Annotated in this window: 19 protein-coding genes; 7 read left to right on the top strand and 12 right to left on the bottom strand. The window is 66.7% G+C overall.

Going from position 1 to position 20,894, the window contains the following annotated elements; all coding sequences use genetic code 11:
* Window positions 1-145: 145 nt before the first annotated feature.
* From kdpE to A9J21_RS09805, 8 genes are all read right to left on the bottom strand, one after another.
* Entirely contained in the window at window positions 146-841 is a 696-nt protein-coding gene (kdpE, locus tag A9J21_RS09835) for a two-component system response regulator KdpE (RefSeq protein WP_066734692.1), read from the bottom strand.
* Between the two features lies 1 nt (window position 842).
* Complete coding sequence (locus A9J21_RS09830; protein ID WP_066734684.1) at window positions 843-3,692, bottom strand: sensor histidine kinase KdpD; 2,850 nt, start codon at window positions 3,690-3,692, stop codon at window positions 843-845.
* 237 nt (window positions 3,693-3,929) lie between these two features.
* A complete protein-coding gene (gene kdpC / locus A9J21_RS09825; RefSeq protein ID WP_066734682.1) occupies window positions 3,930-4,547 on the bottom strand; it encodes a potassium-transporting ATPase subunit KdpC in 618 nt (205 codons plus the stop codon).
* Between the two features lie 15 nt (window positions 4,548-4,562).
* The gene (gene kdpB / locus A9J21_RS09820; RefSeq protein ID WP_066734679.1) at window positions 4,563-6,797 is read right to left on the bottom strand and encodes a potassium-transporting ATPase subunit KdpB; all 2,235 of its coding nucleotides are present in this window, start codon (window positions 6,795-6,797) and stop codon (window positions 4,563-4,565) included.
* A gap of 15 nt (window positions 6,798-6,812) precedes the next feature.
* Window positions 6,813-8,657 carry a potassium-transporting ATPase subunit KdpA gene (kdpA, locus tag A9J21_RS09815; protein WP_066734676.1) on the bottom strand — a complete coding sequence of 615 codons (1,845 nt, stop codon included), beginning with the start codon at window positions 8,655-8,657 and terminating at the stop codon, window positions 6,813-6,815.
* Complete coding sequence (kdpF, locus tag A9J21_RS09810; RefSeq protein ID WP_066734673.1) at window positions 8,657-8,746, bottom strand: K(+)-transporting ATPase subunit F; 90 nt, start codon at window positions 8,744-8,746, stop codon at window positions 8,657-8,659. The genes kdpA and kdpF overlap by 1 nt, the downstream gene beginning before the upstream one ends.
* On the bottom strand, window positions 8,746-8,916 hold the full coding sequence (locus A9J21_RS31915; protein WP_197497480.1) for a hypothetical protein: 171 nt from the start codon (window positions 8,914-8,916) through the stop codon (window positions 8,746-8,748). The genes kdpF and A9J21_RS31915 overlap by 1 nt, the downstream gene beginning before the upstream one ends.
* Before the next feature lie 193 nt (window positions 8,917-9,109).
* Window positions 9,110-10,081 carry a magnesium and cobalt transport protein CorA gene (locus A9J21_RS09805; RefSeq protein WP_066734671.1) on the bottom strand — a complete coding sequence of 324 codons (972 nt, stop codon included), beginning with the start codon at window positions 10,079-10,081 and terminating at the stop codon, window positions 9,110-9,112.
* Between the two features lie 261 nt (window positions 10,082-10,342).
* Here A9J21_RS09805 and minC point away from each other — a divergent pair, with 261 nt between their 5' ends.
* The 4 genes from minC (at window position 10,343) to A9J21_RS09785 (ending at window position 13,843) form a co-directional block, all read left to right on the top strand.
* Window positions 10,343-11,191, top strand: a complete 849-nt coding sequence (minC, locus tag A9J21_RS09800; protein WP_066734668.1) for a septum site-determining protein MinC — start codon at window positions 10,343-10,345, stop codon at window positions 11,189-11,191.
* A 50-nt stretch (window positions 11,192-11,241) separates the two neighbouring features.
* Window positions 11,242-12,054 (top strand): septum site-determining protein MinD, encoded by an 813-nt coding sequence (minD, locus tag A9J21_RS09795; protein ID WP_066734666.1) that lies wholly within the window; start codon window positions 11,242-11,244, stop codon window positions 12,052-12,054.
* Window positions 12,055-12,071: 17 nt separating this feature from the next.
* Window positions 12,072-12,326, top strand: coding sequence for a cell division topological specificity factor MinE (gene minE, locus A9J21_RS09790; RefSeq protein ID WP_008645119.1), 255 nt, complete (start codon window positions 12,072-12,074; stop codon window positions 12,324-12,326).
* Window positions 12,327-12,715: 389 nt separating this feature from the next.
* Window positions 12,716-13,843: a porin gene (locus A9J21_RS09785; protein WP_066734658.1), complete on the top strand. Its 1,128-nt coding sequence runs from the start codon at window positions 12,716-12,718 to the stop codon at window positions 13,841-13,843.
* 12 nt (window positions 13,844-13,855) lie between these two features.
* Here the strand turns inward: A9J21_RS09785 and A9J21_RS09780 are convergent, their stop codons facing one another.
* Window positions 13,856-14,662 carry a response regulator transcription factor gene (locus A9J21_RS09780; protein WP_066734656.1) on the bottom strand — a complete coding sequence of 269 codons (807 nt, stop codon included), beginning with the start codon at window positions 14,660-14,662 and terminating at the stop codon, window positions 13,856-13,858.
* A 159-nt stretch (window positions 14,663-14,821) separates the two neighbouring features.
* On the opposite strand from A9J21_RS09780, the gene A9J21_RS09775 reads away from it, so the two are divergent.
* Window positions 14,822-15,577: a response regulator transcription factor gene (locus A9J21_RS09775; RefSeq protein WP_307188107.1), complete on the top strand. Its 756-nt coding sequence runs from the start codon at window positions 14,822-14,824 to the stop codon at window positions 15,575-15,577.
* Window positions 15,578-15,669: 92 nt separating this feature from the next.
* On the opposite strand, the gene A9J21_RS09770 is transcribed toward A9J21_RS09775, so the two are convergent.
* Together A9J21_RS09770 and A9J21_RS09765 are read right to left on the bottom strand one after the other, a co-directional pair.
* A complete protein-coding gene (locus A9J21_RS09770; protein ID WP_066734654.1) occupies window positions 15,670-16,659 on the bottom strand; it encodes a tripartite tricarboxylate transporter substrate binding protein in 990 nt (329 codons plus the stop codon).
* Window positions 16,660-16,835: 176 nt separating this feature from the next.
* On the bottom strand, window positions 16,836-17,114 hold the full coding sequence (locus tag A9J21_RS09765) for a hypothetical protein (RefSeq protein WP_404851360.1): 279 nt from the start codon (window positions 17,112-17,114) through the stop codon (window positions 16,836-16,838).
* A gap of 63 nt (window positions 17,115-17,177) precedes the next feature.
* Here A9J21_RS09765 and A9J21_RS09760 point away from each other — a divergent pair, with 63 nt between their 5' ends.
* Window positions 17,178-18,521: a M20/M25/M40 family metallo-hydrolase gene (locus A9J21_RS09760; protein WP_082926326.1), complete on the top strand. Its 1,344-nt coding sequence runs from the start codon at window positions 17,178-17,180 to the stop codon at window positions 18,519-18,521.
* 64 nt (window positions 18,522-18,585) lie between these two features.
* Here A9J21_RS09760 and A9J21_RS09755 read toward each other — a convergent pair whose 3' ends face one another.
* Window positions 18,586-19,803, bottom strand: coding sequence for an MFS transporter (locus A9J21_RS09755; protein WP_066734647.1), 1,218 nt, complete (start codon window positions 19,801-19,803; stop codon window positions 18,586-18,588).
* A gap of 249 nt (window positions 19,804-20,052) precedes the next feature.
* Here A9J21_RS09755 and A9J21_RS09750 point away from each other — a divergent pair, with 249 nt between their 5' ends.
* The gene (locus A9J21_RS09750; RefSeq protein WP_066734963.1) at window positions 20,053-20,871 is read left to right on the top strand and encodes a helix-turn-helix domain-containing protein; all 819 of its coding nucleotides are present in this window, start codon (window positions 20,053-20,055) and stop codon (window positions 20,869-20,871) included.
* Window positions 20,872-20,894 lie beyond the last annotated feature (23 nt).

Below are 20,894 nucleotides of genomic sequence, written 5' to 3'. Positions count from 1 at the left end.
CTTGCCGTCAGCCGGCATGCATGCACTGGCTGCCACGGTGGCGATCCAATCCTTTCAAACTGCGACGCACAGGTACATGGAATCAGGTGGGCCAGGACGTATCCATGGCGCACCCCTGCCACCTGTGATGGCGCGTCCGCGCCGTCTATCCTGCAAACCGGTATCCGACACCCACCTCGGTCAGCAGGTGCGCCGGTTGCGCCGGATCGGTTTCGAGCTTGTGGCGCAGATGGCCCATATAGACGCGCAGGTAGTGGCTGCTTTCAGAGTGGGCGGGGCCCCAGACCTCGCGCAGCAGTTCACGGTGGGTCATGACCTTGCCGCGATGGGCGATCAGCACCGCCAGCAGCCGGTATTCGATGGGCGTCAGATGCACCTGCGCGTCGCCGCGCGTGACCAGCCGGTTCGCCAGGTCCACACGGACATCGCCGAACGCCACCTGCGGCGTGCCCTGCGGGTTCGCCTTGGCATGGCGGCGCAACAGCACGCGCACGCGCGCCACCAGTTCGCCCACGCCGAACGGCTTGGTCAGGTAGTCGTCGGCACCGGCATCGAGCGCAGCAATCTTGTCGGCCTCGTCGGTGCGCGCCGACAGCACCAGCACCGGCACTTCGGTCCACGTGCGCATTTCGCGGATCAGCGTCATGCCGTCGCCATCGGGCAGGCCCAGGTCCAGGATCACGATGTCCGGCTGGCGCGTGCCGGCGTCGATCAGGCCGCGCTTGAGCGTATCGGCCTCGTGCACGGTGCAGCCTTCGGCCTGCAGCGATTCGCGCACGAAGCGGCGGATATGGGGTTCGTCCTCGACCAGCAGCACGGTCGGCGAATAATCGAATGGCATTTCAGTGCGGATCAGGAAGGATGGCGTCGAGCGGTTCCGGCTCGATCGCGGGAGGATTGCCGCGCGGCAGCGCCAGCGTGAAGCGCGCGCCGGGCCCGGCCGGCGCCACCCAGATGCGGCCGCCGTGGGCCTGCATGATGGCGTCGCACACGGCCAGCCCCAGGCCCACGCCGGCGGTGGCCGATTCGCGCTGGCCGCGCGTGAATTTTTCGAAAATGTGGCGTTCCTGGCCCGGCGCCACGCCGGGGCCTTCGTCCTCGACAATCAGATGCACTTCGTCGTCGAGCAGTTCGCCACGAATACGCACGACGGTGCCGGGCGCGGTGTACTTGGCCGCGTTCTCCAGCAGGTTGCACAGCACGCGCTCCATCAGCACGCCGTCGCATTCCACCAGCGGCAGCGCGGACAGGTCGGCCACCTGCACGCGATGCGCCTTCAGCGCCTCGCGCATCGACGCCAGCGCCGCGCCCACCAGTTCTTCGAGCGACTGCCAGCCGCGCTGCAGCGCCACGTCGTGCTGCTGCAGCCGGGCCATGTCGAGCAGGTTCACCACCATGGTGCGCATGCGCAGCGCCTGGCCGCGCATGGCGTCCACGGTCTCCGCCACGTCGCCAGCCAGCGGGGGCGTGGCACGCTGCAAGGTCTCGGCCATGCCGATCAGCCCGGTCAGCGGCGTGCGCAGGTCGTGCGACACGGCGGCCAGCAGCGAACTGCGCAGCCGTTCCGATTCGATCGACACCAGCGCGCGCTGCGCCACTTCCACGTAGTGCAGCCGCTCGATCCCGATGGCGATCAGCGTGGCGAATACATCGGCCTGGCGCCGCAGTTCGGGCTCGGCCAGCGCATGCCACGCGCGCGGCTCCACGGCCAGCACGCCACGCGTCTGCATCGGCGCCTTGAGCGGCAGGTACAGCACGGTGCTGCCGGGCAGGGTATGGGTGCCGGTACCGGCCGGCTGGCCGTGATCGAACACCCACTGCGCCAGCACCGTGTCGATGGCTTCGCCCTTGTCTGTCTTCCCGCCCGGGGTGCCGCCGGCCACCGGCACCAGCCGCCCCTGTTCGGACATCAGGAAGAACGTCACGTGCGCATCGAACGCGGCACGCATGAAGCGGCTGCCGATTTCGACCACCTGCTCGGTGGTCAGCGCGGCGGACAGCTCGCGCGCCAGTTCGTAAAGCGTGCGTGCATCGGTTTCGCGCCGCACGGCCACCTGCGCCTGCTCGCGCAGGCCGGCCGTCAGCTGCCCGATGACAAGGCCAACCGTCAGCAATACGAAAAACGTCAGCAGGTATTGCACATCGCTGACGGCAAACGACATGCGGGGCGGCACGAAGAAGAAGTCGAACGCGGCCACCGCCAGCACCGATGCGAACGCCGCCGGCCCCCGCCCGTGGCGCAGCGCCACACCAACCACGCCGGCCAGGAACAGCATGGCGATATTGACCAGATCGAACCACGGCCGGGCCAGCATCGACAGCACCGTGGCACCGGCGCACCACACCACGGCAAACGCGTAGTCGCGCCGGCGCATGTGCGCCAGTTCCGCCCTGGCCTCCAGCGCAGCCTGCGCGTCGGCGTCGTGACGCGGCTCGACGATCTGCGCCGCGCGCGGCCGCAGGTCGGCACGCGTGGTGTCGGCGGCCACCCGGATCACATCGATCTCGGGACACCCCGCCGCCAGCGCATCGGCAAACGTCTGCCTGCCGATCAACCGGTTGCCCGCGCCCACCACCGGCGACAAGGCACGCGCCAGCCACATGCGCGCCTGATCGATCAGCGTGCCCTCGGCACGCCAGTCATTACGGGCGCGCCCCACCAGCACCTTGGTGAGGTTGTGGCGGCGCACATAGCCCGCCACCGCCTTGACCATGTCATGCCCGGCCAGTGTCTCGGTGCGGGCACCCAGCTCCTCGGCCAGTTGCATGGCCGCACGTACGCGCACGCGCACGGGGTCGGCCAGCGGCATCAGCCGTGGGGTGGCGATGGTGACCACATGCCAGTCGCAATCGAGCTGGCTGGCCAGGCGCCGCGCGCTGCGCACCACCTGCTCGGCATCGTCGCCGGTTCCAATGCACGCCAGCACCGCCTCGCGCGTGCGCCAGACCGGCTGGATCGCCTCGGCATGGCGGTAGGCGCGCACGTCGTCATCGACACGATCGGCCGTGCGCCGCAGCGCCAGTTCGCGCAGCGCGATCAGATTGCCCTTGCGGAAGAAATGGCGGGCCGCGTGGCGCGCCTGGTCGGGCAGGTAGACCTTGCCCTCGCGCAGCCGGCGCAGCAGTTCGTCGGCGGGCAGGTCGACCAGGACCACGTCGTCGGCGCCGTCGAACACGGCGTCCGGCACCGTTTCCCAGACGCGCACACCGGTAATACCGCCCACGGCCTGGTTCAGGCTGTCCAGGTGCTGGACGTTGACCGTGGTCCAGACATCGATACCGGCGGCCTGCAGTTCCTGGATGTCCTGCCAGCGCTTGGGATGACGGCTGCCCGCCGCGTTGGAATGCGCGAGTTCGTCGACCAGCACCAGCGCCGGACGCCGCGCCAGCGCACCATCGAGATCGAACTCCTGCAGCACGCGGTCCCGATAGGGCACATCGCGCAGCGGCAGGCGCTCCAGGCCATCGAGCAGCGATTCGGTTTCGGCACGGCCGTGGGTTTCGACCACGCCGATCACCACGTCCACGCCCTGCCCGCGCAAGGCCCGCGCCGCCGCCAGCATGGCAAAGGTCTTGCCCACGCCGGCCGAGGCACCAAAGTAGACCCGCAGCTTGCCGCGTGCGGCGCGCGCGCCCTCCGCCTGCATGCGTTGCAGCAGGGCGTCGGGGTCCGGGCGGGCGGTGTCAGTCATCGTGCGGGGATTGTGCCACGCAGGCGTGTCTCGTGGCTGGAGACGCCTGCCCTCTCCCCCGGCCCCTCTCCCGCGCGCGGGAGAGGGGAGACAGGCAGCGGGGTTTCCGATGCTCTTGGTGTGGCGCGCGGGAGAGGGGAGACAGGCAGCGCGCGCTCCAATGCCCTCGGTGTGCTCCCCTCTCCCGCCTGCGGGAGAGGGGCGGGGGAGAGGGCAGGCCGATCAAAGACCACAAGCCTACTTCGCAGCATCGAGCGCCAGATTCAGCTTCAGCACATTGACACCGGGCTCGCCAAGCACGCCCAGCGCAGGCGCTTCGGTATTGGCCGCGATCAACGACTCGACGCGCTCCACCGGCAGACCACGCACCCGCGCCACGCGCGCCGCCTGGTAGCGGGCCGCCGCCGGGCTGATTTGCGGATCGAGGCCGCTGCCCGACGCCGTGACCAGGTCCACCGGCACCGGCGCCTGGTTATCGGGATCGGCTGCACGCAGCGCATCGATACGCGCTTTCGCGGCATCCGTCAGCGCCGGATTGGCCGGCCCCAGATTTGATCCCACCGAAGCCGCGCCGTAGTATGGCATCGGCGCCGTGGCCGACAGGCGGCCCCAGAAATACTTCGGGTCCGAGAACGGCTGGCCGATCAGTTCGGAGCCGATCGTCCTGCCGTTCTGCACGATCAGCGACCCGGCAGCCTGGTGCGGAAACAGCGTGCGCGCGATGCCGGTGACCACGCCCGGATAGAGCAGGCCGGTGACGATGGACAGGCCGACGAACACCGTCAGCGCGGGGCGCAGCATGCCGGTCTGGCGAACCGGTTCTGCGGGCATATTGATATGGGCTTGCGTAGGCATTGCGGTTCTCCGTACTCAGATCCAGCCAAACATCGTCAGGAACATGTCGATCAGCTTGATGCCGGCAAACGGCACCAGGATGCCGCCCAGCCCGTAGATCAGCAGATTGCGGCGCAGCAGGATGGCAGCGCCCAGCGGGCGATACACCACACCGCGCAGCGCCAGGGGAATCAGCGCCACGATGATCAGCGCGTTGAAGATCACGGCCGACATGATGGCGGACCCCGGCGTGGACAGGTGCATCACGTTCAGCAGGTTCAGCTGCGGATACGTGGTGGCAAAAGCGGCCGGAATGATCGCGAAGTACTTCGCCACGTCGTTGGCGACACTGAAGGTGGTCAGCGACCCGCGCGTCATCAGCATCTGCTTGCCGATCTCGACGATCTCGATCAGCTTGGTCGGATTGCTGTCCAGGTCGACCATGTTGCCGGCCTCGCGCGCGGCCTGGGTGCCGCTGTTCATCGCCACCGCCACGTCGGCCTGCGCCAGCGCGGGGGCGTCGTTGGTGCCGTCGCCGGTCATCGCCACCAGCCGGCCCTGCCCCTGGTATTCGCGGATCAGCGCCAGCTTGGCCTCGGGCGTGGCTTCGGCCAGGAAGTCGTCCACGCCTGCCTCGGCCGCGATCGATGCCGCGGTCAGGCGGTTGTCACCGGTGATCATCACGGTGCGGATGCCCATCTTGCGCAGCTCGCCAAAGCGCTCGCGGATGCCGGCCTTGACGATGTCCTTGAGTTCGATCACGCCCAGCACGCGCACGCTGTCCTCGGTGCCTTCGGCCAGGGCCTCCGCCACCACCAGCGGCGTACTGCCGGCGCGGGCCACGTCGTCGACGGCCTGCATGACCGCTTCGGGGAACTTGCCGGCGCGCTCGGTCACGTAGCGGCGCACTGCGTCGGCCGCACCCTTGCGCACGCTGCGCACGACATTGCCTTGCGCCACGTCGACACCGCTCATGCGCGTCTGCGCCGTGAAAGGCACGAAGACCGGAGCGGCCAGCCCGCGTGCGCCCATTTCCGGCGCGGCCACGCCGGGCTGCTGGCGCGCCAGCGCGACGATGCTGCGGCCTTCGGGCGTCTCATCGGCCAGCGACGACAGCCAGGCGGCTTCGGCCAGTTGCCGTTCGTTCACGCCCGGGGCGCAGATAAAACGCGCAGCCTGGCGATTGCCGTGCGTGATCGTGCCGGTCTTGTCCAGCAGCAGCACGTCGACGTCGCCGGCAGCTTCCACCGCGCGGCCCGACGTGGCGATCACGTTCGCCTCCATCATGCGGCTCATGCCAGCCACGCCGATGGCCGACAGCAGGCCGCCAATCGTCGTCGGGATCAGGCACACGAGCAGCGCCACCAGCACCGTCACCGATACCGGCACGCCAGCCTTGGTCACCAGCACCGCGTAGAGCGAATACGGCTGCAGCGTGGCCGTGGCAAGCAGCAGCACCAGCGTCAGGCCCACCAGCAGGATCGTCAGCGCCAGTTCGTTCGGCGTCTTCTGGCGCTTGGCGCCTTCGACCATGCTGATCATGCGGTCGATAAAGCTTTCGCCGGGATTGGTGGTGATGCGCACCACGATCCAGTCGGACAGCACGCGCGTGCCACCCGTGACCGACGAGAAGTCGCCGCCCGATTCGCGGATCACCGGCGCAGATTCGCCCGTGATGGCGCTCTCGTCGACCGACGCCACGCCTTCGATGACGTCGCCGTCGCCGGGGATCATCTCACCGGCTTCCACCAGCACGATGTCGCCGCGGCGCAGATCCGTGGCGACGCGCGGCTCGGTGGCGCCAGCGGCGCGCGCATCGCCGCGGCCGGGGCGCACCACGCGCGCCATGGTGGTGGTCTTGAGCCCGCGCAGCGCGGCGGCCTGCTGTTTGCTGCGGCCTTCGGCCAGCGCTTCGGCAAAGTTGGCAAACAGCACCGTGAACCACAGCCAGACCGCGACGGCCAGGATAAAGCCGGCGGACTCGCCACCCTGCGTGGGCGCCAGCCAGGCACGCAGGAACAGGATCGTCGTCAGGATGCTGCCCGCGTAGACCACGAACATCACGGGGTTGCGCAGCTGCGCACGCGGCGTGAGCTTGCGCAACGCATCGACGATGGCCGGCTTGACCAGCTCGGGCGCGAACATGCCTCGCGCGGGACGCGGGTGATGTGGCACGCTGACTGCCGTGGTGGCAGCGGTGCCTGTCGGACCCGTGGAACGTGACGGCGCGGCGGGGGTGTTATTACGCGTCGCCGGGGATTGTTGTTGCATGTGGATCTCCGCGAATTACTTGGCAGCCGCCGTGACTGCGGCGGGCTGCAGTTGCTCTGCGACCGGGCCCAGCGCCAGCGCGGGCACATAGGTCAGTGCGCCAACCAGCAGGACCGAGCCCACCAGCAGCACGACGAACAGCGGGCCATGCGTGGGCATCGTGCCGGACGTGGCCGGCGTGCGGCGCTTGGCGGCCAGCGATCCGGCCATCGCCAGCACCGGCACGATGATCCAGAACCGGCCGAACCACATCGCCGCAGCCAGCAGCACGTTGTAGAACGGCGTGTTGGCGGACAACCCGGCAAAGGCGCTGCCGTTGTTGTTGGCCGCCGACGACAGCGCGTACAGGATTTCCGAGAAGCCGTGCGTGCCCGGGTTGAACACCCCGGCGCGGCCCGGTTCGGCCATTACCGCGATGGCCGTGCCGACCAGCACCAGCAGCGGCGTGACCAGGATCGCCACGGCGGTCATCTTCATCTCGTAGGCCTCGATCTTCTTGCCCAGGTACTCGGGCGTGCGGCCGATCATCAGGCCGGCGATAAAGACCGCCAGCACCGCGTAGACCAGCATGCCGTACAGGCCCGATCCCACGCCGCCGAAGACCACTTCGCCGAGTTGCATGAGCAGCATCGGCACCAGCCCGCCGATGGCCGTGAACGAGTCATGCATGGCGTTCACCGCACCGCACGACGCCGCTGTGGTGATCGTCGCGAACAGCGCGCTGGCCGAGATGCCGAAGCGCACCTCCTTGCCTTCCATGTTGCCGCCGGCCTGCAGTGCCGATGCGGCATGATCGATCGGCAGCGCCGACAGCGCCGCGTTGACCTGCTGCTCCGACGCCATGGCCGCCAGTGCCATGACCACGAAGATCACGGTCATCGACGCCAGCACGGCCACGCCCTGGCGCCGGTCCCTGACCATCTCGCCAAAGGTGAAGCACAGCGCGGCCGGGATCAGGAAGATCGCCAGCATTTCGATCAGGTTGGAAAGCGGCGTGGGGTTCTCGAACGGGTGCGCCGAGTTGGCGTTGAAGAAGCCGCCGCCGTTGGTGCCCAGCATCTTGATCGCTTCCTGCGACGCCACCGGCCCCATGGCAAGCGTCTGCGTGCCGGTCCTTGCGTCTTCCGTCACAGGCTTGCCGTCCTTGTCCATCACGGGCTGCCCGGCCGCGTCGACCTTCGGCTGCGTGTATTCCACGGCCGACACCAGCGACACATCCTTGTAGCTGTCGAAGTTCTGGATCACGCCCTGGCCGACCAGCGCCACGGCGGTCACGATCGACAGCGGCAGCAGCACATACAGCGTGGTGCGCACGAGATCGACCCAGAAGTTGCCGATGGTCTGCGCGCTGTGGCGGGCAAAGCCGCGAATCAGCGCGAACACCACGGCAATGCCGGTGGCCGCCGAGACGAAGTTCTGTACGGTGAGCGCCAGCATCTGCGTCAGGTAGCTCATCGTGGATTCACCGGCATACCCCTGCCAGTTGGTGTTGGCCACGAAGCTGACGGCGGTGTTGAACGACGAGTCCGGCGACACCGCGCCAAAGCCCTGCGGGTTCAGCGGCAGCATGCCTTGCAGGCGCTGGATGGCATACACGGCAATCACGCCGATCACGTTGAACACGATCACGGCGATGGCGTACTGCTTCCAGCCCATTTCGGCATCGGCGCGCACGCCGGCCAGGCGGTACAGCAAGCGTTCGAGCGGACGGCCCCATGCCGTCAGCCCATAGTTGCCCTCTTCGATGGCGCGGCGCATGTAGCGGCCCAGGAACGGGCCCGCCACGAACAGCACGGCGAGGAACAGGGCGAGCAGCCCCAGGAACTGGGCAAAGCCCGGGGAGAAGGTTGACGTGGGCATCAGAATTTCTCCGGCCGGAACAGGGCAACGAGCAGGTAGATGAAGATGACGACGGCCAGGCCGCCGCTAAGGAGGTCGGTCCAGTCCATCACAGCCTCCGGTCGGATGCCGAATGCTTCGGTTGGCCGGACAGCGCCCCGGTGTCGTCGGCACCGCCGCGCCCGGTGGGCAGGTTCGCGCCCAGCGCGGCGCACAGGGCCAGCAGCGCGCCCGTCAACGCGCCAAAGGCCAGCAGTATGAGGAAATAGATCCCGTCCATGATGTGTGTGCAGGCGATGCGCCTGCAGAGTGATTCACGGATACGAGGTTAGGGATCGAAGGGTAAAAACGGGGTAGAGAGGCGGAGACGCCGTGTAAACGACATATAAAAATGGCCGAATGCCCCCGGCGTGGATCGGCTGGCTCCCCTCTCCCGCGCGCGCAAGGGGTGCCCATAACGACTGCCGTCGGGCTCAGATCCAGCCGGCCCGGTGCAGCTTGCGCCAGAGCAGCCCGCAGGCCGTGGCGGTAAAGCCGATCACCACCGGATACGCGTAGTGCCACTGCAGCTCCGGCATGAAGCTGAAATTCATGCCGTATAGCGAGAACACCACGGTCGGCACCGCCAGGATGGCGCCCCAGCCGGCCAGCCGCTTCACCACCTCGTTCTGGGTCACGGTCACCAGCGCCAGATTGACCTGGACCGCCGTGGTCAGCATCTCGCGCACCACGTCGAGCGATCGCACGATGCGGCTGCAGTGGTCCTCGATATCGCGGAAGTAGGCGCGCAATTCCTTGGGCACCAGGTCGTCATGCAGCCGGATCAGCTGGCTGCAGATGTCCTCCACCGGATACACGGCATTGCGCAGCCGCAGCACCTGATGCTTGACGTGGTACAGCCGCTGGATGGCGTCGCGGTCGAACTCGTCGCGAAAAATGCCGCGCTCCAGTTCCTCGAAGGCGTCCTCCAGCCGCGTGACGATGGGCAGGTAGTGGTCAACCACGAAGTCCATCAGCGCGTACAGCACGTAGCCGGGGCCGTTCGCCAGCCCCTGCGGATCTTCCTCGCATCGTTCGCGCACGGGCGCATAGGTGGAACTGGCCCCATGGCGCACCGACACCACGTAGTTCGGGCCGACGAACAGGTGGGTTTCGCCCACCACCACATCCTCGCCCACCAGCTGCGCGGTGTTGAGCACCACGAACACCGAATCGCCGTACGTTTCGAGCTTGGGGCGCTGATGGGCGTCCAGCGCGTCTTCCACGGCCAGGTCATGCAGCCCGAAGGCCTGCTGCACCCGGCGCAGCAGCGTCAGGTCCGGCTCGTGCAGGCCCAGCCAGACGAACGTGCCCGGCTCCGTCAGCACCTGGCCGATATCGGCGAAATCCACCTTGCCAAGCTTCTTGCCATGGCGATAGGCCGCACAGTTGACGATGGCGCCCATGGCTCCTCCGCTTTCGAGATGCGCAATCGTAACAAGCTCGGCATAAGCGCGCGATAGGCGTTGCGCTGACATCAGGGTGTACCCGTATTCGCCTGCGATCCGGGGCGCGGTCGATGTACGCACCGCCCCGCCCGCCACATGCGCGCGCCCCTGTGCGGGGCATATGGTCCGCATCGTCCACCCCCGGTGGGCGGGCCAAGATTTGTTACAGTTCCCGAGAAATCCGACGTTAGAATGTCCCATTTCCACGGTCACCCGGCTATGTCTCAGAAGAAATCGCCACGTTTCGAGCTGCGCAGTGGCAATGTCGACGCCCTCCTTCTCGCCCTGCAGACTGCGGACATGGACGCGCTGCGGGATGACCTTCTCTCCCGCTTCGAATCAACCCCCGATTTCTTCTCCGACGATGTGGTGGCGCTGGACCTGCGCCGCCTGGACGGTGACAGCGCGCTGGCGCTGGACCGCGTGATCGACACCCTTTCCACCCTGAACGCCCGCGCCATCGGCGTGGTGGCGCGCCCCGACCAGCGCGGCTGGGCGGGCGGCTTCGGTTTGCCGCTGCTGGACAGCCAGAGCCGGCGCGGCGGCCGCGACGAGGCCGCCAGGGACAAGCCGGACGCCGAAAAAGGCACCGACAAGGCCGCCGACAACGCCCCCGCAGACACCGACCCGACTCCGGCGACTGGCGCCGAAGCGGGTACGGCCAACGGCAAGGCATCGGAAATCGCCGAAATCATGGCCGCAGCCAACGCCGCAGCCGCCACGCCGCGCGCCATTCCCACACTGCTGATCGACAAGCCGCTGCGCTCCGGCCAGCAGGTGTATGCGCAAGGCGACGTGGTGATCCTGGACCTGGTCAGCTACGGCGCCGAGGTCATCGCCGAAGGCAACATCCATATCTACGCCCCGCTGCGCGGCCGTGCGCTGGCGGGCGTCAAGGGCAACCCGGACGCACGCATCTTCTGCACGTGCCTGGAGCCCGAACTGATTTCCATCGCCGGCATCTACCGGACCGCCGAGCAGACGCTCCCGGCCGATGTGCTCGGCAAATCGGCCCAGGTACGGCTGGCCGACGAAAAACTGATTCTTGAACCGCTGCGGATGAAGTAACCACCGCCGCGCCCATCACGACGAACAACTTTCATACCGGACCAAGAGCCATGGCAAAAATCATCGTAGTGACCTCCGGCAAGGGAGGCGTCGGCAAGACCACCACCAGCGCGAGCTTCGCCGCCGGCCTGGCCCTGCGTGGCCACAAGACTGTCGTGATCGATTTCGACGTCGGCCTGCGCAACCTCGACCTGATCATGGGTTGCGAGCGCCGCGTGGTGTATGACCTGATCAACGTGGTGCAGGGCGAAGCCAACCTGCACCAGGCACTGATCAAGGACAAGAAGTGCGAGAACCTGTTCATCCTGCCGGCCTCGCAGACGCGCGACAAGGACGCGCTGACGCGCGAAGGCGTGGAAAAGGTCATCAACGACCTGAAGGCCATGGACTTCGAGTTCATCGTCTGCGATTCCCCGGCTGGCATCGAGACCGGCGCGCTGATGGCCATGTACTTTGCCGACGAGGCACTGATCGTGACCAACCCCGAAGTCTCGTCGGTACGTGACTCGGACCGCATTCTCGGCATCCTGGCCTCGAAGACCAAGCGCGCCAGCGAAGGCGAGACGATCAAGGAACACCTGCTGATCACGCGCTACAACCCCAAGCGCGTGCACGGCGGCGAAATGCTGTCGCTGACCGATATCCAGGAAATCCTGCGCATCAAGTTGATCGGCGTGGTACCGGAATCGGAAGCCGTGCTGCATGCTTCCAACCAGGGCACGCCGGCCATCCATCTGGAAGGCACCGACGTGGCCGACGCCTATGGCGACGTGGTGGACCGCTTCCTGGGCAAGGAAAAGCCGCTGCGTTTCACTGACTACCAGAAGCCGGGCCTGCTCTCGCGCATCTTCGGCAACAAGTAAAAGGAGGGCTCATCCATATGTCGATCCTGTCCTTCCTGCTCGGGGAGAAGAAGAAGTCCGCATCGGTCGCGAAAGAGCGGCTGCAGATCATTCTCGCCCACGAACGGTCCGGCCATTCGGCGCCGGCCGATTACCTGCCGGCCTTGCAGCGCGAGCTGGTGGCCGTTATCTCGAAGTACGTGAAGATCAGCGACCAGGATCTGCGCGTCAGCCTGGAGCGCCAGGACAACCTGGAAGTGCTCGAGGTCAAGATCGAGATTCCGCAGGCCTGAGCTTTGCCGGCTCGTCGATGCGAGCCGGGGCCTGACCCTTCCGAGGGATAACCCTTCCCCACGTTCGTTGGGGATATTGCAGCGCAGCAACCGCCCGGCGTGGCGGTTGTGTCGCGTGCTGCCTTCCGCCTGCTTTCCCGCTTCCCGCCTGCCTTGCACCGCCCTGGCGCATGGTGCCTTGCACCATTTCGCGAGCCTTCCGACATTGTGTAGCGGCAAACCAACGGAATTGCACCAAATGTCTCCTTGGAACGCGGCTTCGCTTCGGTTTTATGTCCGAAAGATCCGCCTTTTGTTAAATTTTCGCGGCGTTTAGTGCAAACGTTATCCACAAAGACGGACGCGCCGTGATCCGGGGCGATCCGACCACAAGACAGAAAAGGAGCACCATGAAGAAATCGCTACTGGCCCTCGCCGTTGGTTCGCTGTGCGCAGGCAGCGCATTCGCGCAAACGTCGGTCACGCTGTACGGCATCGTTGACGCAAGCGTTCACTACACCAACAACGCCGACGCCCAAAACCACAGCCAAGTGGCAGTGGACAACGGCGCGATCACCCAGAGCCGTTGGGGCCTGAAGGGCTCGGAAGCCCTGGGCAACAACCTGAAGGCCATCTTCCAGCTGGAAAACGGCTTCAACCTCGACAACGGCACGATGAGCTCGTCGGGCCAGATCTTCAACCGTCAAGCCTACGTTGGCCTGGCCGGCGACTTCGGCGCGGTCAAGCTGGGCCGTCAGTACACCGAAGGGTTTAACTTCTTCGGCGACTACGATCCGCTGACCATCGGCAACTACAACGGCAACTCGTGGATGTACTACAGCCTCACGCAGCTGCGCCGTAACAACGTGATCAGCTACAGCGGCTCGTTCAGCGGTCTGGACGTTGGCCTGAGCTACGGCTTCGGCGAAACCCCGGGCAGCTTCACGAAGGCCAGCGGTTCGGGCGCCGGCACGAACTCGCCGTACTTCGGCGCACGTGTGGCCTACAACTGGGGTCCCCTGGGCGTGGGCGGTGTGTACCAGGAAATCCGTGACAGCAACGGCAACAAGCAGCAAATGTGGGGCGCCGCCGGTAAGTACACGTTCGGTCCGGCCAAGTTCTTCCTGGGCTACATCGGTGGCAAGGACAAGACGGGCGTGATCGACAACACGCTGAACAACGCCCTGGTCGTGACGACCACCCGCTGGAACAACCCGACCGGCGCTCAACTGGCTGGCCTGGCTCCGGCTAACCCGCGCAAGGACACGCTGGGTTACGCAGGTGTGACGTACAACGTCACGCCGGCCCTGGCCCTGACCGGCGCCTTCTACGGCGACTACGTCGAGAACAAGAACGGCATCAACGACAACAACGGTCGTCGCTACACCGCCGCGTTCATCGCCGAGTACTCGCTGTCGAAGCGCACCCAGGTCTACGGTGCCGCCGACTGGAACAAGGTTTCGGGCGCTACCGAAACCGAACTGCCGGGTCGTGGCAACCAGACCAGCTTCGGCGTGGGCATGCGCCACATTTTCTGATCGGTCACTCGGTCAACTGTTTTGGGAAAGGCACCTTCGGGTGCCTTTTTTTTCGTCCGGCGCCTGGCTGGCGCTCCCGCGCCGTTGCGCCATGGCATCTCCGGCCGCCTGCGCGTCCAGCAGTTCCAGCCGGTAGCCGTAGGTGTAGACCGGCACCACGCGCACGCCGTTTTCGTCCCACAGCCCGAGCTTGTTGCGCACGCGCGAGATATGCGTGTCGATGGTGCGCGACATCGGCGAGAACTCGCGGCCCCAGACCGCCGTCACCATGTGGTCGCGCGGCACCACGCGGTTGGCATTGCGGAACATCAGCAGCGCCAGTTCGAATTCCTTGGGCGTGAGCGGCACCACCGCACCGTCGCGCGTGGCCTGGTGCGTGACGATGTCGAACGCGTAGCGGCCCCAGGTCAGGCGGTCGTCGTCGCGCTGGCGCGTATCCGGATAGACCCGCCGCAGCAGTGCCTGGACGCGCGCGGACAATTCCACCGACCGGATCGGCTTGACCATGTAGTCGTCGGCGCCGGCGGCCAGCGCAGCTGCGATATCGGCCTCGGCCGGCCGCCGCGCCACGAACATCACCGGCAGCCGCGGGTCCAGGTGCGTGCGCACCCAGTGCAGCACTTCGAGCCCGGACACGTGCGGCACATCCCAGTCCAGCAGCAACAGGTCGAACGTCACCTTGCGCAAGGTCAGCAACATGCGGCGACCATCGGTAAAGGTCACGCATTCATGGCCCGCCCCGCTCACAATGGCGCGGATCATCGCCGCCTGGGCACTGTCGTTCTCCAGCGAGGCCACCCTCAGTCCTGTCTTCGTCATGCGTCGTCGCGCCCCCGCTCCGGAGCGCCATTGAATGATTCCAACGGCCATTAGATGCGGAGTTGCGCACAAACCCTATAAGACGATGCTCATTTTTGTGTCCGCCACAAATGTTTACTTCGTCCTCAACGGGCAGCGACCTACCATGGGCCGCAGTAAATGACTGGCAAGGACCTGCAAGGAATCCCCAACGTGAAGATCGCCGCGCTTGAAGACAATCCGGCCCGCATCATGGTGCTGGAGCGTGCCCTGCATCGGGGCGGGCACCATCTGGCACGCTTTCGCTGCGGGCCGCCACTGGTGGACGCCATCCATGCCGAGCCCTTCGACATGCTGCTGCTGGACCGGGACGTGGCGGACGCCGATGCCGAGGAATTGCTGGACTGGGTAAGACGCACGCTCGGACACGGCCTGCCGGTGATGATGTTTGGCGCCAGCGATGCCGAATCGGATGTGGCACGCTGCCTGATGGCCGGCGCCGATGCCTATGTGCCACAGCCCGTGCGTGACGGCGAACTGCTCGCGCGCATCGAGGCACTGGCCCGGCGCGCCGCTGCGCAGCCGGTGCGGCCGGCCACTGCGCCGGCCGGCGTGCTGGAAAACGGCCCCGACCAGCTGGTCTGCGGCGAATACCGTTTCGCCGTGGCCGAACGGCAGGTCTGGGTGAAAGGCGTGCTGGTAACGCTGTCGCCCAAGGAGTACGCGCTGGCGCTGCTGCTGTTCCGGCATCTGGGCACGCTGGTGGCGCGCCGGACCATGATCGACAAGGTCTGGCGCGGTGCCGACATGGACGAACAGTCGCGCACCATCGACAGCCATCTGTCGCGCATCCGGACCAAGCTGGCGCTATGGCCCTTCAATGGCGTGATGCTGCGCACGGTCTACCGGCTGGGCAGCCGGCTCGACGTGGCTTGAAGAAAATATGATGAAGAAGGTGCCGAGGGTTCGACAAGGCGGCGACAGGACCGTGCGCCCTGCCCCAAGCCCGGTCAATCCACTCAGCCGGCTTAGTCCGCCTTGATGCCCGCTTCCTTGACGATGCGGGCGTTCTCTTGCGATTCGGCGTGGATGGCCTTGGCAAACTGCGCCGCCGAGCCGCCGGTGGGCACCTCGCCGCCGCGCATCAGCCGGTCCCGCACCTCGGGCTCGGCCAGCGCCTTGTTCAGTTCGGCGTTGAGCTTGTCGATGATGGCCGCCGGCGTCTTGCCCGGCGCGAAGATGCCGAACGTCGACGTCAGGTTGGCCTTCGGATAGCCCAGTTCGTCGAAGGTTGGCACATTGGGCAGGCTGTCGAGCCGCTTGGGCGCGCCCACGGCGATGGCCCGCAGGCGGCCAGCCTGCATATGCTGCGTCAGCATCGGGCTGGCGTTGGTGCTCATCACCTCGAACTGGCCGCCCAGCGCGTCGTTCATCTGCTGGCCCGCGCCCTTGTACGGAATCAGCGTGATATCGGCCCTGGACTTCGAGCGGACCTGCTCCAGCATCACGTGGCCCACCGTACCCAGGCCGGACGTGGCCCAGCGCACCGAGCCCGGCTTGGCCTTCGACTGCGCGATCAGGTCCTGGAACGTCTTGCCGGTAAAGCTCGGCGTGGCGATTACCAGCACGGGCGAGTACATCACGCTCATGACCGGCGCCACATCGCGCTGCGGGTCATAGTTGACGCGGCCCACGTGCGGGTTCAGCGTCAGCGGGCTGGTCGACGCGAAACCAAGCGTGTAGCCATCGGGCGCGGCCTTGGCGACGGCGTCAATGCCAATGCTGCCACCGGCGCCGGCCTTGTTTTCCACCACCACCGACGTACCCATCTGCACCGAGAGCTTCTCGCCCAGTGCGCGCGCCACGGCATCACTGATGCCGCCGGTGGGATAGGCCACGATCATGCGGATCGGCCGGCTCGGATAGTTGTCGGCGGCAAGGGTGGGGGCAGCAGCGGAGGCCATCAGCGTGATGGCGAGGCAGGCGGCGCGCAGCGGCAAAAGGCGGAAAACGGCCATGATCGGGCTTCGGAAGCGGGAAATACGTGGGATGGGCGCCTGTGCGGCGCGTAGGGAACAGCGTCTGGCAGCCGGACGGCATGCGTCGGCGAAGTCCAGCCAAGCGCTATTTTAGCTGATCGGCTACGTCGCCCATGCCGGGCGGGCGGCTATCGCACCGGCGGGCGCCGCAATGGCTATCGCACCAGCGGGTGCTCGGGCACCCACGACACGAAAAGCTCATTGGCCCGGTCATAGAGCCGCCAAGCCGTGCCGCATTCGCGGCAGGTGAACGACATCATGCTGAAGGGCACGCCGGCGGCGCTCTGGCTGACCAGCGGCGCGGTGTTGCGCAGCGTCAGGCACGGGTGCGGCTCGCGGCGGCGCGGATCTTCGGCCAGGGCAAGGCAGTGGGCGCAGGCGGGGCGGGCAGACATGGCGGGCAATGCGGAGGACGGGGGCACGGCTGACTTCATGACCGAGATGATGCCGCAAAACCGATGCCAGGGTACTGGACCGGTGTGCGTTGCGCGCGCAACATGTGGGCTTCACACCACCAGAAAGAAAAGAGGAGTCGTTTCGTGTCTGCCCCCCACCCCGTGTTTCGTCATCGTCTTGTCACCCTGTCGTCGGTTGCGCTGGCCGCCGCGCTGTTCGCCGGTACCGCGGCAGCCGCGCCGGTCGAGCCCGTCTATCAGCTTGCCCAGCAGGAGAAGCCCGCGCTGATCAGCACCATGAAGGACCTGGTGTCGATCGAGTCCGGCAGCAAGGACATCGAAGGCCTGGACCGCATTGCCAACCTGATCCGCGACCGGCTGGCCGCCATGGGTGGCGACGCGAAGCTGGTGGAGCCCACCGAGGTCTACCGCATGGAGGACACGCCCGAGAAGGTGGGCAAGATGGTGCATGCCACATTCAAGGGCACGGGCAAGCGCAAGATCATGCTGATCGCCCACATGGACACCGTGTACCTGCGCGGCATGCTGGCGCAGCAGCCGTTCCGCGTCGAAGGCGACAAGGCTTACGGCCTGGGCATTGCCGACGACAAGAACGGCGTGGCCGTGATCCTGCACACCGTGGCGATCCTGCAGAAGCTGAATTTCAAGGATTACGGCACGCTGACCGTGCTGATCAACGGCGACGAGGAAATCAGCTCGCCGGGTGCCCGCGCGATGATGACCAAACTGGGCTCGGAGCAGGACGCGGTGTTCTCTTGCGAGGCCACGCGCGTGACCGGCGACCGCCTGTCGCTGGCGACCAGCGGCATCGGCGCCATCGCGCTCAAGGTGGAAGGCAAGTCGTCGCACGCGGGCAGCTCGCCGGAACTCGGCCGGAACGCGCTGTATGAGATGTCGCACCAGATCCTGCAGATGCGCGACCTGTCGAATCCGGACACCGGGCTGAAGGTCAACTGGACGCTGTCGCAGGCTGGAACCAACCGCAACGTGATTCCCGCCGTGGCTACCGCACAGGCCGACGTGCGCGTGCTGCGCACCGCCGACTACGAGGGCCTTGAGAAAACGCTGCAGGAGCGCACTCGCAAGACGCTGATCCCCGACACCAGGGTCGCGGTCAAGTTCGAGCGCCGCCGGCCGCCGCTGGAGGTCACGCCGGCCGCCCGTGCCCTGGCCGCCCACGCCCAGGGCATCTATGCGGAAATCGGTGAAAAGCTGGCGGTCTACGACACGGCCGAAGGCGGTGGCACCGACGCCGCGTTTGCCGCGGCAGCCACCAAGGCCCCGGTGATCGAGCGCTTCGGCCTGCGCGGCTTCGGCGCGCATTCGAACGACGCCGAATACGTGGATCTGAACTCGGTGACGCCGCGCCTGTACCTGCTGACACGCATGATCATGGACGTGTCGCAGGACAAGGCCGGGAAGTAAGAAGCGCCGGCACCTTTGCCCCCCTCTCCCGCACGGCGGGAGAGGGCAAAACGGTCATGGGCAGTCAGGCTGCCTTGGCCCGCGCCCGCAGGTCCGGCAGGAACACCGCCAGCAGGCCCAGCAGCGGCAGGTAGGCGCAGAACTGGTAGACCGATTCGATGCCATGCGCGTCGGCCAGCTTGCCCAGCACGGCGGCGCCAATGCCGCCCATGCCGAACGCAAAGCCGAAGAACAGGCCCGACACCATGCCCACCTTGCCCGGAATCAGCTCCTGGGCGAACACCAGGATGGCCGAGAACGCCGACGCCAGGATAAAGCCGATGACAACCGTCAGCACGGCCGTCCAGAACAGGTTGGCGTGCGGCAGCATCAGCGTGAACGGCGCCACGCCCAGGATCGACGCCCAGATCACGCGCTTGCGGCCGATGCGGTCACCGATCGGGCCGCCCAGGATGGTGCCCGCCGCCACCGCGAACAGGAACAGGAACAGGTAGACCTGCGATGTCTGGCGCGTCAGCCCGAACTTCTCCATCAGGTAGAACGTGTAGTACGTGTTCAGGCTCGCCATATAGAAATACTTCGAAAAGATCAGCAGCAGCAGCACCGTCATGGCGCGCACGACGGTCGACGTCGGCAGCTTGCTGACCGCACCGGGAGCGGCCTTCTTCTTCGCGGCGCGCTCGGCCAGATGCCGGCCGTACCAGCCGCCGATCTGCCACAGCACCGCAATGGCCAGCAGCGCCGCCAGCGAGAACCACGCCACGCTGCCCTGCGTATGGACGATCCACGCCGCCAGCAGCGGACCCATGGCACTTCCGCCATTACCGCCCACCTGGAAGATCGACTGTGCCAGCCCGTGCTGGCCGCCCGACGCCAGGCGCGCCACGCGCGACGACTCCGGATGGAAGATCGACGAGCCGGTACCCACCAGGGCCGCCGCCACCAGCAGCACGCCGTAGCTTGGCGCCACCGACAGCAGCAGCAGACCGCCCAGCGTGAAGCCCATGCCGATCGCCAGCGAATGGGGCTTGGGATGCTTGTCCGTGTACAGGCCCACGATCGGCTGGAGCAGCGACGCAGTGATCTGGTACGTCAGCGTCAGCAGGCCAATCTGCGTGAAGCTCAGGTTGAAGCCGCCCTTTAGCATCGGATAGATGGCAAGGATCAGCGACTGGATCATGTCGTTGAGGAAGTGCGCGAAACTGATCGCGTACAGCACGCGGAAGCGCGTGCCCTCCTCGCGGGGCGCCGCAGCGGCGGCGGAATTGACGGTTGTGCTCATGGTCGGGGGCGCATTGGCCGGTTCTCTTCTCTGGAATCTTCCCGCTGCCCGTTTCGACGGGATTGGGGAGGAGTGACGATGCTAATTGGCAAATCCGCGCCTGTCCTGCGAGAATGAGGCCGCAACCTTGGAGAAAAGGACATGCCGGGTACCCAGCGACCGCCGCAACGCCGCAAGCCGTCCGAATCACCGAAGTCCCCCGCCGCTCGCATTGCATGGGTCGACCGCGGCACCCCGGGCAGCAAACCCCTGCCCGCCGACGCGCCGCGCGACCCCGCCATGGACGCCCGCGCCGACACCTATGCCGAGCGCCCGGCCTATATCCAGTACGACCGCAGCCCGATGCCGGTCGCGGCCATGGCCGCCGACTACGTGCCCGGGCATGTCACCAAGCCCCACCAGCACCCGCATGCCCAACTGATCCATGCCATGCATGGTGTGATGGTGGTCTCGACGGCCGAAGGGCAATGGACCGTGCCGCCCACGCGCGGCATGTGGATGCCGGGCGGCACCACGCACTGGATCCGCATGGTGGGCCGCGTGCAGATGCGCACCGCCTATATCCGTCCCGATGCCGCACCCGACCTGCCCACCCAATGTACCGTTCTGGGCATTTCTCCGCTGCTGCGCGAACTGATCCTGGCGGCTATCGACGTGCCGCCGCTCTACACCATGGATTCGCGGGATGGCCGCCTGATGCGGCTGTTGCTCGACGAGGTGAAGCTGGTGCCCACGCTGCCGCTACACCTGCCGCGCCCCACCGATGCGGACCTGCGCACGATCTGCGACCAGATCGTGGGCGAGCCCGACACCGACCTGACCCTGGCCGACTGGGGCACGCGCCTGGGCGTGGATCCCAAGACGATCCAGCGGCGCTTTGCCCGCGAAACAGGAATGACGTTCGGCCAGTGGCGCCAGCAGGCGCGGCTGCTGGCGGCGCTGGAACGCCTGGCGGCCGGCGACAAGGTGGTGGATGTGGCGCTGGACATGGGCTACGACAGCCCGAGCGCGTTTGCGACGATGTTCCGGCGGCAGTTTGGCGTGCCGCCGAGCGCCTTTTTCAAGTGACCCGCCCTGCCCTGGCGGCTTGT

The organism is Cupriavidus sp. D384, assembly GCF_001652915.1.
GTDB lineage: Bacteria > Pseudomonadota > Gammaproteobacteria > Burkholderiales > Burkholderiaceae > Cupriavidus.
Note: the sequence above shows the minus strand (reverse complement) of the source record. Positions and strands in the feature narration are given on the sequence as shown.

Coding starts and splice junctions, on each gene's coding strand:
- A9J21_RS09785 (WP_066734658.1), top strand. CDS start 12,716: ATGAAGAAATCGCTACTGGCCCTCGCCGTTGGTTCGCTGTGCGCAGGC.
- kdpB (WP_066734679.1), bottom strand. CDS start 6,797: ATGCAACAACAATCCCCGGCGACGCGTAATAACACCCCCGCCGCGCCG.
- A9J21_RS09770 (WP_066734654.1), bottom strand. CDS start 16,659: ATGGCCGTTTTCCGCCTTTTGCCGCTGCGCGCCGCCTGCCTCGCCATC.
- kdpE (WP_066734692.1), bottom strand. CDS start 841: ATGCCATTCGATTATTCGCCGACCGTGCTGCTGGTCGAGGACGAACCC.
- A9J21_RS09805 (WP_066734671.1), bottom strand. CDS start 10,081: ATGGGCGCCATCGTCAACTGTGCGGCCTATCGCCATGGCAAGAAGCTT.
- kdpC (WP_066734682.1), bottom strand. CDS start 4,547: ATGCCTACGCAAGCCCATATCAATATGCCCGCAGAACCGGTTCGCCAG.
- A9J21_RS09755 (WP_066734647.1), bottom strand. CDS start 19,803: ATGAGCACAACCGTCAATTCCGCCGCCGCTGCGGCGCCCCGCGAGGAG.
- A9J21_RS09775 (WP_307188107.1), top strand. CDS start 14,822: ATGACTGGCAAGGACCTGCAAGGAATCCCCAACGTGAAGATCGCCGCG.
- kdpF (WP_066734673.1), bottom strand. CDS start 8,746: ATGGACTGGACCGACCTCCTTAGCGGCGGCCTGGCCGTCGTCATCTTC.
- A9J21_RS09760 (WP_082926326.1), top strand. CDS start 17,178: ATGTGGGCTTCACACCACCAGAAAGAAAAGAGGAGTCGTTTCGTGTCT.
- minE (WP_008645119.1), top strand. CDS start 12,072: ATGTCGATCCTGTCCTTCCTGCTCGGGGAGAAGAAGAAGTCCGCATCG.
- minC (WP_066734668.1), top strand. CDS start 10,343: ATGTCTCAGAAGAAATCGCCACGTTTCGAGCTGCGCAGTGGCAATGTC.
- kdpA (WP_066734676.1), bottom strand. CDS start 8,657: ATGCCCACGTCAACCTTCTCCCCGGGCTTTGCCCAGTTCCTGGGGCTG.
- A9J21_RS09830 (WP_066734684.1), bottom strand. CDS start 3,692: ATGACTGACACCGCCCGCCCGGACCCCGACGCCCTGCTGCAACGCATG.
- A9J21_RS31915 (WP_197497480.1), bottom strand. CDS start 8,916: ATGGACGGGATCTATTTCCTCATACTGCTGGCCTTTGGCGCGTTGACG.
- A9J21_RS09780 (WP_066734656.1), bottom strand. CDS start 14,662: ATGACGAAGACAGGACTGAGGGTGGCCTCGCTGGAGAACGACAGTGCC.
- A9J21_RS09765 (WP_404851360.1), bottom strand. CDS start 17,114: ATGAAGTCAGCCGTGCCCCCGTCCTCCGCATTGCCCGCCATGTCTGCC.
- minD (WP_066734666.1), top strand. CDS start 11,242: ATGGCAAAAATCATCGTAGTGACCTCCGGCAAGGGAGGCGTCGGCAAG.